Source organism: Acidiluteibacter ferrifornacis (assembly GCF_009909615.1).
GTDB lineage: Bacteria > Bacteroidota > Bacteroidia > Flavobacteriales_E > Vicingaceae > Acidiluteibacter > Acidiluteibacter ferrifornacis.
The window spans coordinates 158068-175343 of record NZ_WWNE01000005.1; the positions used below are offsets into that span (position 1 = coordinate 158068).

General features: G+C 36.5%; 13 protein-coding genes. 1 reads left to right on the forward strand and 12 read right to left on the reverse strand.

Annotated elements, in window-relative coordinates:
- Positions 1–55 precede the first annotated feature (55 nt).
- From GQN54_RS05025 to GQN54_RS05050, 6 genes are all read right to left on the reverse strand, one after another.
- Complete coding sequence (locus GQN54_RS05025) at positions 56–562, reverse strand: hypothetical protein (protein ID WP_160632423.1); 507 nt, start codon at positions 560–562, stop codon at positions 56–58.
- A 19-nt stretch (positions 563–581) separates the two neighbouring features.
- Positions 582–1001, reverse strand: a complete 420-nt coding sequence (locus GQN54_RS05030) for a hypothetical protein (RefSeq protein WP_160632424.1) — start codon at positions 999–1001, stop codon at positions 582–584.
- Between the two features lie 33 nt (positions 1002–1034).
- Entirely contained in the window at positions 1035–1586 is a 552-nt protein-coding gene (locus GQN54_RS05035) for an RNA polymerase sigma factor (RefSeq protein ID WP_317163941.1), read from the reverse strand.
- Positions 1587–1675: 89 nt separating this feature from the next.
- Entirely contained in the window at positions 1676–2629 is a 954-nt protein-coding gene (locus GQN54_RS05040; RefSeq protein ID WP_160632425.1) for a transketolase family protein, read from the reverse strand.
- Between the two features lie 7 nt (positions 2630–2636).
- Complete coding sequence (locus GQN54_RS05045) at positions 2637–4031, reverse strand: vWA domain-containing protein (RefSeq protein ID WP_160632426.1); 1395 nt, start codon at positions 4029–4031, stop codon at positions 2637–2639.
- Positions 4032–4076: 45 nt separating this feature from the next.
- Positions 4077–4919 carry a transketolase gene (locus GQN54_RS05050; protein ID WP_160632427.1) on the reverse strand — a complete coding sequence of 281 codons (843 nt, stop codon included), beginning with the start codon at positions 4917–4919 and terminating at the stop codon, positions 4077–4079.
- A gap of 168 nt (positions 4920–5087) precedes the next feature.
- On the opposite strand from GQN54_RS05050, the gene ychF reads away from it, so the two are divergent.
- Positions 5088–6179: a redox-regulated ATPase YchF gene (gene ychF, locus GQN54_RS05055; protein WP_207554838.1), complete on the forward strand. Its 1092-nt coding sequence runs from the start codon at positions 5088–5090 to the stop codon at positions 6177–6179.
- 88 nt (positions 6180–6267) lie between these two features.
- On the opposite strand, the gene GQN54_RS05060 is transcribed toward ychF, so the two are convergent.
- The 6 genes from GQN54_RS05060 to GQN54_RS05085 form a co-directional block, all read right to left on the reverse strand.
- Complete coding sequence (locus tag GQN54_RS05060) at positions 6268–7524, reverse strand: glycosyltransferase 87 family protein (protein ID WP_160632429.1); 1257 nt, start codon at positions 7522–7524, stop codon at positions 6268–6270.
- A 45-nt stretch (positions 7525–7569) separates the two neighbouring features.
- Entirely contained in the window at positions 7570–7938 is a 369-nt protein-coding gene (locus GQN54_RS05065; RefSeq protein ID WP_160632430.1) for a DUF1304 domain-containing protein, read from the reverse strand.
- A 163-nt stretch (positions 7939–8101) separates the two neighbouring features.
- Positions 8102–9589, reverse strand: coding sequence for a PorP/SprF family type IX secretion system membrane protein (locus GQN54_RS05070; RefSeq protein ID WP_160632431.1), 1488 nt, complete (start codon positions 9587–9589; stop codon positions 8102–8104).
- Positions 9590–9607: 18 nt separating this feature from the next.
- Complete coding sequence (locus tag GQN54_RS05075; protein WP_160632432.1) at positions 9608–14428, reverse strand: HYR domain-containing protein; 4821 nt, start codon at positions 14426–14428, stop codon at positions 9608–9610.
- Between the two features lie 127 nt (positions 14429–14555).
- Positions 14556–16310, reverse strand: a complete 1755-nt coding sequence (locus tag GQN54_RS05080) for a tetratricopeptide repeat protein (RefSeq protein ID WP_160632433.1) — start codon at positions 16308–16310, stop codon at positions 14556–14558.
- 177 nt (positions 16311–16487) lie between these two features.
- Positions 16488–17246: a TylF/MycF/NovP-related O-methyltransferase gene (locus tag GQN54_RS05085; RefSeq protein WP_160632434.1), complete on the reverse strand. Its 759-nt coding sequence runs from the start codon at positions 17244–17246 to the stop codon at positions 16488–16490.
- Positions 17247–17276 lie beyond the last annotated feature (30 nt).

Below are 17276 nucleotides of genomic sequence, written 5' to 3' on the forward strand. Positions count from 1 at the left end.
ACTAACCTCTGAAGGCATCAACTAATCTAAATCAATACTGCGAATTGGATCAAAATTAATCGGTAGAGCTAGGACTCATCGAACGCTCACCCTCGCGCTTTCCTTTTCCTTCGCTTTTTTTGTCTCTTAGCTTGTCCAATAACTCCTTTTTAAAAGCACGTTCTGCTTCGTATAATTGAGCGACTTTTTTGATGGGTAATACTTTTTTAAACTTGGCTAAGTATTCTTTGTCTACAGCTAGGCCTTTTTCTTTTCTAGCAATATGCGCATCTAATTCTTTTTCAATTTCAGCATCAGATTTCTCAGAAAGTAGCTGTTTTTCGCCTTTTGCGGCTCCCTTTTCTGATCTAAATTCCTTTTTGCATTCTTGCTCTTTTTGGAGGTATTCTTTGTATACAGGAATAAAGTCTGCTTTCTCCTTTTCTGTTAATGCTAGCTTTTCTTCAATAAACTTTATTTTATATTCTAGCATTTTTTCAGATCTATCTGCTTTTTTTTCTTGTGCTTGTGCGCCAAAAACTGAAGTCACAGCTATGAACGCGATTAAGATTTTCTTCTTCATCTTACTTAAATTTAATTGGTTAATACACTTCGTTTTCAATATATTCTTGATTCATCAAGTAATTCATTATATCTTCTTCTGTGGGCTCTTCTAAAACAACAGGGATTTCATCTAAGTAATCAAGCATCATTGTTTCGTCAAAGTCTTCTGTTTCTAGGTCTTCTAAATATGCATAAGCCTCGTCAGAGTTAATGCTTATGTTGGATGTCGAGGTCGTCACCTCTGAAAGCTGAAGTATGACAATCACTAACACTGCCAAAACACTTGTACTTATCGTAAAACGACCTCCCAGTATGGGTTTAATTCTATCCCATAGTGTCATTTTATTTTCTTCTTCCCGAATGACCTCTTGAATTTTTGTAGGCAATGCTTCAAAATATCCAGATGGGACCTCGAAAGGTTGCTTGTTTTTCTGATTAAATGGATCGTTCGTTTTCATCTCGATGGTTTGACTGTAAATTAATAGTAGGGTTTAATCTTGTTTTATAAATTCTTTAACTTTTTCTACTGCATGATGGTAGGAAGCTTTTAATCCTCCAATTGATGTACCTGTTATTTGAGATATTTCCTCATATTTTAACTCTTCAAAATATTTCAAGTTAAACACTAATCGTTGCTTGTCTGGTAAGGTTAAAAGTGCTTTTTGAAATTCTTTTTCCATATCGTCGCCAGTAAATAATGGATCTTCTTCCAGCGCATTTAAATAGCTTTCTGCTATTTGATCTATATCGGAATGATGGTGTTTCTTTTTGTTTTTTAAAAAGTCAATACATGCATTAGAGGCAATTCGATATAACCAAGTATAAAGCTTGCTGTCTCCGCGAAATAGAGTGATGTTTTTCCATGCTTTGATAAATGTCTGTTGTAGCACATCATCAGCATCCTCATGTACTAAAACCATTTTTCGAATATGAAAGTACAATTGTTTCTGGTATTTCCTGACTAATAAATTAAACCCATAGGATTGGCTTTTATTGTCTAAACAAAGTTCTAATATCTTATTGTCGCTCAGGTGTTCTTCCACTTTTAAAGTCGTTTAAATCACAATTTATTCAAAAAAAAGAGCCATTAATTCAAGTGAATTAACGGCTCCAAATGTACTCGTTGAAATTGTTATTTTCTTTTTATAACCTTTTCAGCCGCTTTTACAATATTAGCCGCATCTAGTCCGTATTTCGTCATTAATTCTTCTGGTGTTCCGCTTTCACCGAACGAATCGTTAACTGCTACATATTCCATTGGTGTTGGATTTTCCCTCGATAACAATTGAGCAATGGAATCACCTAAACCACCGTGGCGCATGTGTTCTTCAGCAGTTACCACACATTTTGTCTTTGCTACCGATGCTAAGACTGCTTTAGCGTCTAAAGGTTTAATGGTATGAATATTTATTACTTCTGCAGATATTCCTTTTGCTTCCAATTGCTCAGCTGCTTGCAAAGCTTCCCAAACTAGATGTCCAGTTGCAAAGATGCTAACATCTGTTCCTTCTGTTAAATGGATGGCTTCACCAATTACGAACTTTTCATTCTCAGGCATGAATACAGGTACTTTTGGACGACCAAAACGCAAGTATACTGGTCCGTGGTGCTCAGCAATAGCAATTGTAGCTGCTTTGGTTTGGTTATAATCACATGGATTGATAACCGTCATTCCAGGTAACATTTTCATCAAACCGATGTCTTCTAGAATTTGGTGAGTTGCCCCATCTTCTCCTAAAGTCAAACCAGCATGCGATGCACAAATTTTCACATTCTTATCGCTGTAAGCTACCGACTGACGAATCTGATCATACACACGACCAGTAGAGAAGTTGGCAAATGTTCCTGTAAAAGGAATTTTTCCTCCTATAGTCATCCCTGCAGCCATTCCAATCATGTTAGCTTCTGCAATTCCTGCTTGTATAAATCGATCAGGAAATTCATTTTTAAAGGCGTCCATCTTGAGTGAGCCGGTTAAATCGGCACACATTGCGATAACATTTTCGTTTTTCTTTCCTGCTTCGAGTAATCCGTCTCCAAATCCTGAGCGGGTGTCTTTATTTCCTGTAGAAGTATACTTTTTCATCGCTTGATTAAAATTTTACTTGAGTTGTTTGTCCTGAGGTTATGGTAAATGAAATTTCTTTGGTGTATATGGATAGTCTTGCGTTTAATGGTCGAAAGACTAATTTATAGCTTCCTGGTTGCAAAACAATTGATTCTCTTACTGAGTTGACATTTAGGTCGGTAACTTTTTCTAATAAATCGCCTTTTTCTACGAAAATAGTTCCGTAGCCTTTAACTCCCATGCCGATGGCAGCCACACCAGGCTGAGGGATCATAATTTTAGTAACATTACTTTGGGCAATATTAACTGAAGGTAATAATATACGTGGAAGAGTTAAGATTTCTAAATCATATTTACCAACCAAGTATTTCTTTTCTTCATCAAAGGCATGTGCATACAGCGTTTTCATTTCCCCTGATTTTCGCACTATGGCTTGCAATTTTTGGTATTCGTTGAAGCCATTCATCTGCAGCAGCAGACTACCTTGGGCTGCATCAACTGCAATGTAATTATGAGTACCTGCAGTTAGTTCTATGTCTTTCTTTTCTACTTCAGGAGTGGTATGAACCACCAAATTGTATTTTCCTAATGGATCAACAGGAATGGTATCTGGATTTCCTCTGCTGTCTAATGTATGCACAAAGTTATATCGAGGCATCCCAGTAAAAGCATCGTAGAAAGTCATCGCGACATTCGTTTCCGTTGGCTTGTTATAAATATCTAATAGGTTAACTTGAGCAGTGGTATTATTCAAAGCTTGTGAAATCACTATATCAAGTACTTGCTTGAAAGTAGATTCATTTCGCGCATCGTAGAAATTTCCAATACATTTAAAAGCATCCATGATACTAGGATCTAATCCTAATCCAATCACAAAAGGCTTAAGAATAACTCCTTTTCGTTGCAATGCCAATGAAACAGCACAAGGGTCACCATCGCATTCTTCAATACCATCAGTAATTAAAACAATGATGTTTCTACAATCAGTACATGTCGGGAAATCGTTTGCTGCTTGCTCCAAAGAGTAGGCAATCAAGGTTGTTCCCATTGGTCTGATTTCTCTTAATTTACTGATAATTTTATCATGATTGCTTTTACCGAAAGGCACTTCTAACTTTGTATCGGTGCAACTTCTATCGCCTTGAACTACTCGGTAAGTATGTCCAAATGCACGTAAAGCTACTTCAACGTTTTCAACACTCTTCAAACTATCAACCATTTCACCCAGTAGGCGAGTGGCCACCTGCATTTTCTGTCCATTCTCCCAACGAGCATACATGCTTTGAGAGCCATCTAACACAAATAAGATACGTGTCTTTTTAGGTGCTTGTGCAGCGACATCATGCGTCAGCAAGAAAGCCACTCCAATAAAGAGTGCCATTAATAACTGCCGAATGTTAGTTTTTAATCTATTTTTCATGAGTGTTGGATTCGATTCGCTGCGATAAATCAACAACTGTGCCTCTTAATAATCTCCTAATGTTTCAGGCAATTGGCTCAAGGCATTCGCCAATTGCTCGTCGTTTGGAGCTACTCCATGCCACTTGTGTGATCCCATCATAAAATCAACACCTGCACCCATTTCTGTTTTCATTATAATCATAACAGGCTTGCCTTTGCCAGTTAACGTTTTGGCGTGGGCTAAACCATCAATGATGGCTTGCATATTGTTTCCGTCCATTTCTGTAACGGTCCAACCAAAGCTTTCCCATTTTCCTCTCAAATTACCCAAATCCATTACATCGCTAACGTCTCCGTCGATTTGACGGCCATTGAAGTCGATAGCTGATATAATGTTATCCACTTTATTGTGAGCAGCAAACATGGCCGCTTCCCATATCTGACCTTCTTGTAATTCTCCGTCACCGTGAAGAGAATAAACAATCCGATCATCGTTATTGTGTTTTTTAGTTAAAGCAGCACCAACGGCTACAGACAATCCTTGACCCAAAGAGCCACTTGCTACACGAACCCCAGGAAGGCCTTCATGAGTAGTAGGATGACCTTGAAGACGAGTGTTTAACTTTCTAAAAGTAGCTAATTCTTTTACCTCGAAAAAACCTGCTCTAGCCAAGGTGCTGTACCATACAGGTGAAATATGACCATTAGAAAGGAAGAATAAATCTTCACCTTTTCCATCCATTTTGAAGTCTGTTGAATACTTCATCACGTCAAAGTATAACGCTGTAAAGTAATCTGCGCAGCCTAAAGAACCACCTGGGTGTCCTGAGTTTACTGCGTGTACCATTCTAACAATGTCTCTTCTAACTTGTGAGGCAACTTTTTCTAGTTTTGCTATATCAGCCATTTTGTTTCGATTTTGCGAGGTTGTTTGGGTCACAAAAGTAACTGAATTCGGCAAGAATGCTCGATTTCTGTTAATAACTTTCGAAATTCGTTGAAAACGAAATTTACCAGCAAATAATAAATATCTTTGTGCCCGTTTTTTAATCACCAAAACAATAGAAGAATGGCTTTGAAATGTGGAATTGTCGGTTTACCGAATGTAGGAAAATCAACTTTGTTTAACTGTTTGTCGAATGCGAAAGCACAATCGGCCAACTTTCCTTTTTGTACCATAGAACCAAATGTTGGGGTGATTACAGTGCCAGATGAGCGATTGAATGCATTGGCAGAATTGATTAACCCTGAACGCATTTTACCAACTACTATAGATATCGTGGATATTGCAGGATTGGTGAAAGGAGCAAGTAAGGGAGAGGGTTTAGGAAATAAATTCTTAGGAAACATTAGAGAAACGGATGCAATTATTCACGTTTTACGTTGTTTTGAAGACGGAAACATTGTTCACGTTGATGGAAGTGTAAATCCGGTAAGAGATAAGGAAACTATCGACTACGAATTGATTTTAAAAGATTTAGAAGCAGTTGAGAAAAAGTTAGAAAAAACAATAAGAGCTGCAAAAACAGGAGATAAAGAAGCAATTAAAGAGCGAGAAGTATTGAATGTTTACAAAGCGCATTTAGAGTCAGGAAAGGCAGCACGTTCAACTCCTGTGGAAGATGAAGATCGAAAGTATGTAGCAGATTTATTTTTACTGACAGCTAAACCTGTATTGTATGTTTGTAATGTGGATGAAGGTTCCATTGCCAACGGAAACAAATTTGTCGATCAAGTGAGAGAAGCTGTAAAAGACGAAAATGCTGAAATTATTATCGTAGCAGCTGGTTTAGAGGCCGACATTGCAGAATTGGAGAGCGCAGAAGAGCGTAAAGAGTTTTTGGAAGATGCAGGCTTAAAAGAACCAGGAGTGAATCAATTGATTAAAGCAGCATACCGTTTGTTGAACCTAGAAACGTATTTGACCGCAGGAGTAAAAGAAGTAAGAGCTTGGACTATTAGAAAGGGAATGACGGCACCACAAGCAGCTGGAGTAATCCACTCAGATTTTGAACGAGGCTTTATTAAAGCGGAGGTAATTAAGTATGATGACTACCTTAAATATAAATCTGAAGCAGCTGTAAAAGAAGCTGGAAAAATGAGCATGGAAGGAAAAGAATACATCGTGAAGGATGGTGACATCATGCACTTTAAGTTTAATGTATAAGCCATAGAATAGTTTAAAATTTAGAAATCCTCTTGGCCATGCCTAGAGGATTTTTTTGTCAATAATATTAACAAAATAAGGCCTTTAGTTAAGTTTTAATTGGTGTTATTGTTGCTCGAGAAGTGGGCCTCATCCACATTAGTAAAATTAATACAAATAGGGTGGCATAAGTCATGGTTTTATAATACCATAAATACAAACGTAATTGACCAAAAATCATTTCAAAATTGAATAAAAGAACACAAAAGACGAAAGCTACGAGCTTTAAATGATAGTTTTTAATTTGTTGTTTGTTAACAATCAGATGGTAGCATAAATATGCAATTGCCGGTAGAACGAATATGAAATTATAGATTCTCTGTTGTGGAAAAAATAGAGGAATAATTAACAATAAATAACTTAATTCCCAAAACTCATTCTGTTTAATCTTTTGCTTTACAAAAGGAAGACTTCTCAAAAAGTAGAAGGTGAGTCCAATTAAAATGATTCTGGCAACTGTGATAAGAACTTTAACTTGTTCTCTTCCTAGATCAATGAGGTATCTTCTATTGGTCAATTCAACAATATTATCTGTAATATCTTTTATAAATAGGGTAGACAATAAAGTGCTTATTCCATGATTTTTTCTATTATTCATGTCAAAAATAGAGTCCGGGTCTAAAGGGTTGATTAAATACCACCATTTTGACCATAGAAATAAACTTTTAGTCGGTTCTATAAAAATGAAAGTGCTTCCTACTAGCACACCTAGAAATAGAATCGTCCACATAAAAGCCTTGAAATGATTTCGATATATCAAATACGGCAACAAGACTATTGGACTAATCTTCGTTAGCACCGCAAATGCTATCAGAAAGGATCCAAGTGGTATATTCTTATTCTGACTAATTTGATAAATTCCTTCTAGACTACAATACAACATTATTATAGTAAACTGCACTAGGTGAAGGTTGTAATATATACTAATAAAGCAACTAGCGAAAGTAATGATCAAGAGTAGATTCTTTATTTTGCTAGTGTGCACATCAATACATAGATAGGATGAAATTATTATCCAAATTCGATAAAGGAGAACGAGGTCAACCAGCTTCACCAAGAGAGTTGCAAATGACAACGGTAAATAAGTGAACGGATAGATGAATAAGGTGATAACAGGGTTTCCTAAATAGAACAGTGTGGGTGGTTCGCTATAAAGTGGATGATATAAGTCTGGTAATCTGTATAGGTTGGAAGCTGCATGATAATAAATTGAAAAATCACCATATCGATTGTATTCAAAAATGATAAAAATGATGATTAAAAGTAATCCTATAAAACGAATAGGCTGTATTTTTTCAAAGTTCATCTGTAAGTGTATTCAATACTACAATATCGATTATCAGTATAACTGTTATCTGAAAAACAAAGTAACTATAAATGCAATAATTGCAGGCATAGCCTGAACCATAAAGATTTTTTTACTGGCAGTAATAGCCCCGTAACAGCCTGCAACAAGAACACATCCTAAAAAGAAAAGAGCCACATTGGTGCTCCATTGTGGATCAGTAATAAGAATTGACCAGATTAATCCTGCCGATAGAAAACCATTGTACAATCCTTGGTTACCTGCCATGCTTTTGGTGGGTTTAAACAGGTCGTCAGGTAATGCACCTTTAAACGTTTTCTTTCCCAACGTTTCCCATGCAAACATTTCCATGTAGAGAATGAAAAGGTGCTCAAAAGCGATGATTCCGATTAAGATCTTCGATAGTATTTGCATCACATTATTTTTTGAAAGTTAAAGATAGTATTTACTTTCTAGGAAGCAGGGTGAGAGCATATATTCTGTAACGGTTTAAATTGCTAACGAGAAAACCTTCAAGGTTTAATCATCTGTAAAGATGCGCCTTGAAGGTTTTCGTTTGAAGAAATCTGAATTCGTGTTACTTCACCAATTCAAATTCAACTCTTCTGTTTTTTTGCTTATTCGCAATCGTCGTGTTTGGGGCAATTGGTTCAGTATCCGCCATTGCTTTCGTACTTATTTGATTTGAATTAACTCCTTGAGCAATCAAATAGCTTTCAACTGATTTTGCTCTGAGCGCAGATACTTGTTGATTGATTGCATTACTGCCCATGTCACAAGTATGTCCATAAATGATGATTTTTTGTGTTGGGAACTTCTTTAGTTCAGCAGCTATCCTATCCAATGATGTTTTAGCGTCAGGATTAAATCTCGTTTGCTCAAATTCAAAGGGTATTTTCTGTTCAAAGACTTTAGAATCAATAGTTGTTACTTTTTCAACATCAGAAATAGCTACAGTTGTTGTTTCTAATTTTTCAGGAGTAGTTTCCTTTATTTCAGTTTTAACGGCTGTATTTTCTTCAGAAATAGGCGTCTCGATTTTTTCTACTTTAACTTCCGTTTTAATTACCTCTTCAGGCTGTTGAACTGGTTTTTTAGTGTTAACAAGCGCTATATATTCCTCCTCAATTGGAGACGAAGGAGTTTCATTCTTCACTTTACCCATTTTCAATCCAATCATAAACTCATGTGATCCATTGCTATTGGAAGCGATTCCAGTATTTGAAAACTCATAAGCATATGCAGCCATCAATTTATCTGTGATTTGAAACCCTAGTTTTCCGATGTACCCAGCTTCTTGTCGATAGCCGATTCCAAGGTATAAGGTTTCCTTCCACGAAGTCATGGCATTGACTTCAGCCTGAAAGCTTCCTACTCCTTGATTTCGAACCATAACATAAGGCTCTAAATTCCAGTTTTCTGATAATTTGAATTCATACGATCCATATGCTTTCAGGTATCTCACGCGTTCAAAAGTTCCGTCGCCTCTGTTTTCAGGTAGCTTATAATTGACATCTGATTCAAAAAGGTTAGAAGCAGCCAAACCAATAGATCCTTTTTTATAAGCCAACATCAAACCGGCTTCAGCATCGAAAGTAGTTCCATTTTGTGAACCGCCAGTAGCTACCTCATCTGCATAATCGCCTATGATGGCTTTATGATAATTGATGCTATTCTGGTTCATTATTCCAGACACTCCAAATCGAAGGCTCGTATTTTCATTGATTGAAATCCGATAAGAGTAGGAGAGGGCAGCATTGAATTGTTTTAAAATGTCGGTTTGGTCAACAGTTATTTTACCCCCGATTCCCATGTTATCATTCACCGCCCCATGAAGTCCCAAAAAAGTAGTTTTGGGTGCTCCATCAATTCCTTGCCATTGAATTCGATGACTAGCTGTACCTGCCAATCGATACTGATGGCCTGCTTCTGCAGGATTCAATAAGTAATTGTTGAAATTATAAAAGTTGCTAATTGGGCTTTGTTGCGCTTTTACATTACTAAAAACGATGAACCCCAAAATTGCAAGTGTAGCTGTGACTAGTTTGTTTTTGCTATTCGTCATGTCTATAGTTTTTTGGAGTTATCTTCTTTCTCTTAATAGGGTTATTGGTCCTTTGTATTGTCGGCTGTCCTCGCAACTAATAATGTAGTAATAGGTTCCTTCCGGAAGTTCTTGACCTTCAATTGTACCATCCCAATCATTGATGTAGTTGTTGGTTGAATAGACTTCGGTACCATTTCTATTAAAAATCACTAATTGACAACCAGAGATTAATTCAGGCTTATTCACTACCCAACGATCATTTCTACCATCGCCGTTGGGAGTGAATAAGGTGGTTGCATCAAGTTGAGTGACCAGCTCAACTCTAATTTCCACATCATCTGAAACTTCACAACCATCCGCACTAACCACACGAAGAGTATATGTAGTGTTTTGCCTAGGGTTAGCTAATGGCTGCGCTGTTGTAGGATCAGATAATCCTAAAATAGGGGTCCAGTAAATTTGATCTGCATTTGTTGTATTGGCCAATATTTGAACAGGTTCAATATCTCGAGTGGATAAATCAGGTCCTGCATTTGCGGTAGGCGGAGTATAAACTTCCACATCGAATGAGCAAGTTGATTGATTGTTGGAGGCATCCGTTACTTGGTAGGAGATGGTAGTTATACCTTTTGGGAATTGATCTCCTGAATATAGATTAACACCGTCGGATCTGTTGGTGATTGCTCCTACACAATTATCCATTCCTATCGGTGAGTTCCATGTTACAAAGGAGTCGCATTGACTGATATTTGAAGGACAAACAATTGTTGGTTGCTCAATATCAATTACTGTAACGGTAAAGCTAGTACTGAATGTATTGAGAGCATGGTCATAGGCAGTATAAGTAACAGTAGTTGTTCCGATAGGGAATGCATCTCCAGAAGTATGACTGCTAACCAATGAATCTAGCGTACAATTATCTGAAGCTGTTACAGCTGACCAATTAAAAACTGCGCTACAATTTCCTATATCGTTGTTAAGAACGGTGTCAGCAGGTAAATTGCCAATTACAGGCTTTTCATTGTCAGTGATGGTGATGGTAAATGTACAAGTATCTGTATTCAACGATTCATCATAAGCAATGTAGGTAATCGTTGTAGTTCCAATTGGAAAAGTAGAATTAGGGTTATGGCTCGCTATTAAAGAGTCAATTCCACAGTTGTCAGCAGCTGTAGGAGTTGCCCACGTTACAATGGCATAACAGCTTCCGGCATCTGCAGTTTGAATAATAGAAGTAGGGCAATTCATAATCATCGGATGAATCGTATCATAGACAGTTACTGTTGCCAGCTTAGTCGATTCATTGCCACTTGCATCAATTCCTTTAAGTACAACGGAATTGATTCCAATTTCAGAACAATCAAATGAAGTTGAATCGAGGCTTAAATTAACAGCTCCACAAATGTCAGAACTGCCATTATCTATATCTGTTGGAGTAAGTGCTGCTTGCCCTGAAGCATCCAAGTAAAGAGTTCTATTTTGTACAATTATTGTTGGTTTTATCGTGTCTAAAACAGTTACAATTGCAGAAGAGGAGTCTATGTTATTATTGATATCCATTGCAATGAGGTGTATAGTATTAGCTCCTACATCACTGCAAGAAAAGCTACTCTTACTTAAAGATAAAGTTGGACTTCCGCATCCATCTGAGCTTCCATTATCAATGTCAGTTGGAGCTAGAGAGGCAAAGCCAGAAGCATCTAGATAAATCGTTTGGTTTTTAGTCACTACATTGGGTGGAACGGAATCTATGACGGTAACTATAGCAGATGCAGAATCGATGTTTCCATTAACATCTGTTGCAATTAAATAGATGGTATTGTTTCCTACTTCAGTGCAATTGAAGGTACTTTTTCTAAGGCCTAATGTTGGAGCTCCACATGCATCATTACTTCCATTGTCGATATCAGAACTAGTAATAGTGGCCTGTCCTGATACATCTAAAAATACGGTGATATTTTGAGTTAATACTGTTGGTTTGATACTGTCTATAACTGTCACATTTGACATACTTGTGGCAGTATTGCCACTTGCATCAATTCCTTTAAGTACAACGGAATTGATTCCAATTTCAGAACAATCAAATGAAGTTGAATCGAGGCTTAAATTAACAGTTCCACAAATGTCAGAACTGCCATTGTCTATATCTGTTGGAGTAAGTATTGCTTGCCCTGAAGCATCCAAGTAAAGAGTTCTATTTTGTGCGATTATTGTTGGTTTTATCGTGTCTAAAACAGTTACAATTGCAGAAGAGGACTCTATGTTATTATTGATATCCATTGCAATGATTTGTACAGTATTAGCTCCTACATCACTGCAAGAAAAGCTACTCTTACTTAAAGATAAAGTTGGACTTCCACATCCATCTGAGCTTCCATTATCTATGTCAGTTGGAGCTAGAGAGGCAAAGCCAGAAGCATCTAGATAAATTGTTTGGTTTTGAGTTACTACATTGGGTGGAACGGAATCTATGACGGTAACTATAGCAGATGCAGAATCGATGTTTCCATTAACATCTGTTGCAATTAAATAGATGGTATTGTTTCCCACTTCAGTGCAATTGAAGGTACTTTTTCTCAGGTTTAATGTTGGAGCTCCACATGCATCATTACTTCCATTGTCGATATCAGAACTAGTAATATTGGCCTGTCCTGATACATCTAAAAATACGGTGATATTTTGAGTTAGCACTGTTGGTTTGATTGTATCGAGTACTACAATTGCAGCAGAGCTATTGCTTGTACATCCATTGGCATCAGTTATTCTAACGGTGTAGGTTGCAGAGGTAATTCCTAAAATGGTTGGAGTAGGTGCACTATTAGACCATGAGTAAGTATAGGGCGACGTACCTCCAATAGCCACTGCAGTTAGTTGACCATCATAGGCACCGATGCAAGACTCATTTGAATCTACCGAAATTGTACTATTTACTCTATTAATAGTCAAATCCAGTGTAACGATTGAGTCACAACCTAAATTGGTGGATGTGGTATCTAAAAATAAGCCGGAATTGTAATAAGTAATTCCATTTTGTGGCCAAGTGTAGCTATCGCATTTAGATACTTTAAGTGTAGAGTCTTTAGTGCTATTGATAGTGATGTTAACCGTTGAGCTATCAGGACAAGATCCACTTGTGACGTATTTTATTGGATAATTACCAGTCAGCGATGTGGGTAAATCCACCGTTCCTGTTGTGGGATTTAAGTTTAATCCTGAAGGACTATGGAAAGTACCTCCAGTAGTACCAGTAATAATTGGTGTAGGGTTAGATTCAGTGTTACAATAAGAAGCGGCATCAAAATTAAAACTAGCATCGTCCGAGTTAGCTACGTTGATAGAAATAGATTCGATGGTAAAACAATTAGTAGAGGGGTCAATTACTTTTACGCTATAAGTAAAATTCCCTTGGATTGTCGGTAAATTGACGTTGATTACAGAGTTGGTACCTGAAACGGTTCCGGATCCAATAGAGGCTGAGAATGAATCCATAAAGTCAAATAAATAGCCTGCTGCATTTGTGTTTGCGGTCAATGTGATAGTGCTGCCTAAGCAAGCTCCATTGGGTCCAATTAAGGTAACTTGAGGGGTTGGATTGATTTGGACTGAAACATTATAGGATTCAGGACATGAACTTTTAGTAGTGTAGTTCACTACGTAAATCCCTGGAGTAGAATTAGGTAAATCAATCGTTCCTGAAGTGGAATCTATAGATAAGCCTGCCGTACTTTTAAAAACCCCTCCTGTTGTACCAGTAATAATGGGTGTTGGATTAGTTTCATTAATACAATAAGTTGAAGCAGAATAGTGGAAGTTGGGATTATCGGGTGTAGGATTTATAAGGTTGAATGTTGAGGTTACTAAGTTTGTTGAAGCATCTGTAACAGTTACAGTATACGTTCCGGCAGAAAGCCCACTATTGACAGCTGTGACTGCCCCATTTGACCAACTATAAGAATATGGCGGGGTTCCTAAATTAGGAGTAACTGTTAATACCCCATTACTGTCTCCATTGCATGAAATGGCCGTAGTTTGGGTAATATTGGCCTGAAGGAATTTAGTAATGGCATAATTTGTTCTAGTTAGTGTTCTGTTACATCCGTCTAAATCAGTTACTTTTAAACTAACATCAAAGCTATCAATGAGGGTATAGGTATGGGTAGGGTTTTGAAGAGTTGAGGTATTTCCATCACCAAAGTTCCAGTTCCATGAAATGATTGGAGAACTAGTGGTGGATAAATCAGAAAAACTAAAAGTATAAGGAGGTTGAGCTGGCGCAGAACCTGACAAACCAAAACTTACGGTTGGTCCAAGAACAGTGACATAATTAGTCTTAGTTCTAGTGTTTGTGCACCCGTTAGCAGTAGTAATGGTTAGTGATACAGAATATGACCCTCTATTTTGGTAGGTATGCGTTGGGTTTTCTAGGGTTGAAGTATTTCCATCACCAAAATTCCAAAGATAACTGACAGCGGTAGTGGAGGAGTTGGTGAAATTAATGGTTAATGGACCACAACCAAACAATGAACTTCCATTGAAATCAGCAGTTGGAACTTCCACAACAACAGCCATTGGGATAGACTTTGTGCTAGAGCCTCCAACAACAGTATCCGTTATGGTTAAGCTGACTGTGTAAATCCCTGCTGAGATATATGTATGTATGGGGTTCTGAGCTCTACTAGTACTACCGTCACCGAAATTCCAAAGCCATGTGTCTGGACTAGTAGATTGATCTGTAAAAAAAACAGTATGTGGTGTAGAGCATCCTGCTGCAGGATTATAAGTATAGTTTGCGTTTAATTGTGCATTGGCAATAAATGCACTCAACACCAACAAAAAGGTCAAGGTTATTTTTCTCATAGAATTTTAAATTCAGTAACAGAATCAAAACTCTATATAAATTCTAAGGTATCTATTTTTACACTGTCTACAAATTGTCTACAGTTTGGTAATGCTTGTATTATTAGTGTTTTAAATTAAATTTGGATTATATATCTCGAATCAATTCTACCAAACTTTTCTCTGAATCTTGTGCAATTTTCTTTTTCAACCTATACTTAGTTTGATCTACTGATCGGACATTGACACCAGTAATACTTGCAATTTCCCGATTGGATAGGTTCATTTTAATCAAAGCAGCAGTGCGCATTTCATTTTGAGTGATATTTGCATTTTCATTCAAAAGGTGATTGTAAAACTCCGGATGAATTTTAGAAAAGTGAGCATTAAAATTATTCCAATCGATATCTGCTATCTCTTGATCTCTCATTTTTCTTTTTAACTCTATAGCTTTTGAATCGTTTTGATCGAGTTTAGAAATTTGATTCTTTAACCGTTCTATTTGTTCGTTTTTTCGAATCATTGAAAGAGTAATAGCAGTTATTTCTTGTTGATGGACATCTATGTCTTGTTGTAGTTGGATATTCTTAAGTTCGGATTGTTTAAGGTTTTGCTGCACGATTTGCTTTTTCATTTCTGCATTCGTTGCTTTTAATTTTTGTCGATTGTAAAGTAAAAAAAGAAGTCCAGAACCCAAGAATAAGAGCATGGAGAAACCAATATAATAAAGTCGCTGTACCTCTTTTTCTTTAGATAATAGCATTAACTCTTTTTCCTGGTTTTCTATTTTTAGTTCCTTTTTTTCTGTTTCGAATTCTACTTCTAAGGCCGCAATTTGTTTTATTTTTTCCTGGTTTAGAATACTGTCCTTAACTAAAATTAATTCCTGAAACAACGGGATAGATGCCTCAGGGTTGTTAAGTGCCAATTGTAATTCAATTCTAAACTCTAATGCTTCCTTAATTTGATCTTTTGCTTGGATTTTCTTCGCTAAAGTGTAACTGCTATCTGCATAACGGGAAGCTACTTTGAAATCTTTTAATTCAAAATTACTTTTGGCAATCCCTAAATATTGTCTGGTGATTTCATCAGTTTGATTTAACTCTTTAACCATTTTTAAAGCCTGTAACCTATTTTGAATAGAACGATGATAATCTCCTAATTTAAAATAGACGTTTCCAATATTGCCTACAATTTGTGCCTCATTAAGATAATTGTTGGTTTTTACCGCAATAGCTCTTGCCATTTCATAATGCTTTAGGGCCTCTGAATAGTTTCCTAAATCACTAAACAGCATTCCTATATTGCTTAATGGACTAATGAAACTCGACGTATCCATTAAACTTTTAGAATCGGCCAAAGACTCCTTGAAGTATACTAGTGCATTCTTTTTATCCCCCAATTGGTAATAGGCAATTCCAATAAAGTTTTTGACTCTAGATCTACTTCGAACACTCCATTCGTCGGTCAATCCCTCATATTTTCTTGATGATTCCATCAACAATTCAATACTTTTCAAGTAATCTCCCTTTTCGCTATACACCGAACCGATCATTAAAATGGTGCGTGCTTCCCAGATGCTGTCGTTTAGAGATTTAAATAGTGCCAAACTGCTATCAAAAGCATTCAGGGATTGAGGGTATTTACCTGAATTTCTATAAATAGTCCCATAACAAGAAAGCGCTATCGCTAAGCACCTTTTGTTATTATACTCATTGGCAGTTTTTTCTATAAGTTGAGTAAAATACAGTGCTGAATCGTGATCCTTATAAAAATATTTTCGAGCAGAATAGAAATATTCTTTACAAATGGAATCCTCTTGATTTTCCTGCGTGAAGGAGGTTTCAAGATTAAAAAAATAGAAGATGAAAAAGAGGAGTAGAGGCAGTATCTTTTTTTTCACTCAAGCTGAATTTATTAAAAAGAAAACATTTTTAGCATTGCAAATTAAGTAAAACAATTGATGAAGTTAGTCGATTCTTAAACCTTTAGTTGTAGATTTTACTGACTTATATTTTGTAAAAACATTGTCTATAAAAATATAACAGTTTGAAATTTAAGTTTTGATTGAAGTTTATATCTAAGCTTTAATTCCAACACGGACGGTATAGTCTATTCTATGAAGCAATAAATGGATGTTGTTTTCTTGGAAATACTCATCTACAGCTTTTCGGCAACCTTCCCAATGACCATAATCATCAATCACTAAAACCCCTTTTTGTTCTAATTTGGGGTAGAGGTAGTTTAATTCATGCTTAGTGGATTCGTACCAATCTGTGTCTAATCGAAGCAATGCAATGTTTTCTTTGGGCAGGTTTTCAGGAATTGTATCTTCTACCATTCCTTTGATATAAGTGACATTCTCCTCAGGAAATGAGGTCAAACGCATATTCTTTTGAACATCTTTTAACTCTGCTAAACACCATACTGATTCTTCTTTATTGTGTTCATTATCGGTCAATAGGGTCGAAGCTTTTATTCCTCTAATATCTAAATCATTATTAGTAGGTTGAGACATTCCCTCAAATGTATCAAATAGATATAACCTTCTATCAGTGATGCTACGGTTTTTCAACATTTGAGCAATTAGCATTGAACTTCCTCCCCTCCAGACACCACACTCTAAAAAGGCTCCTTTAATGTTGTTTTTCAAAACGTAGTCTACCGAGCAGTATAACGAATATAAAGATTCAACATTGGTCATAGTGAAGGGTTTACAAACTTCGTAAATTTCCCAAAACTCTTTATTTTTTATATCGGAATAAGGTGGTTTACTTGAATCTATTTTATTAATCGAATACCCTATTTTGTTTAAAATTGTTTTGAGTAGTTCTTTCATGGAAATCAAATTTAGCGAGCGGGAAAGATA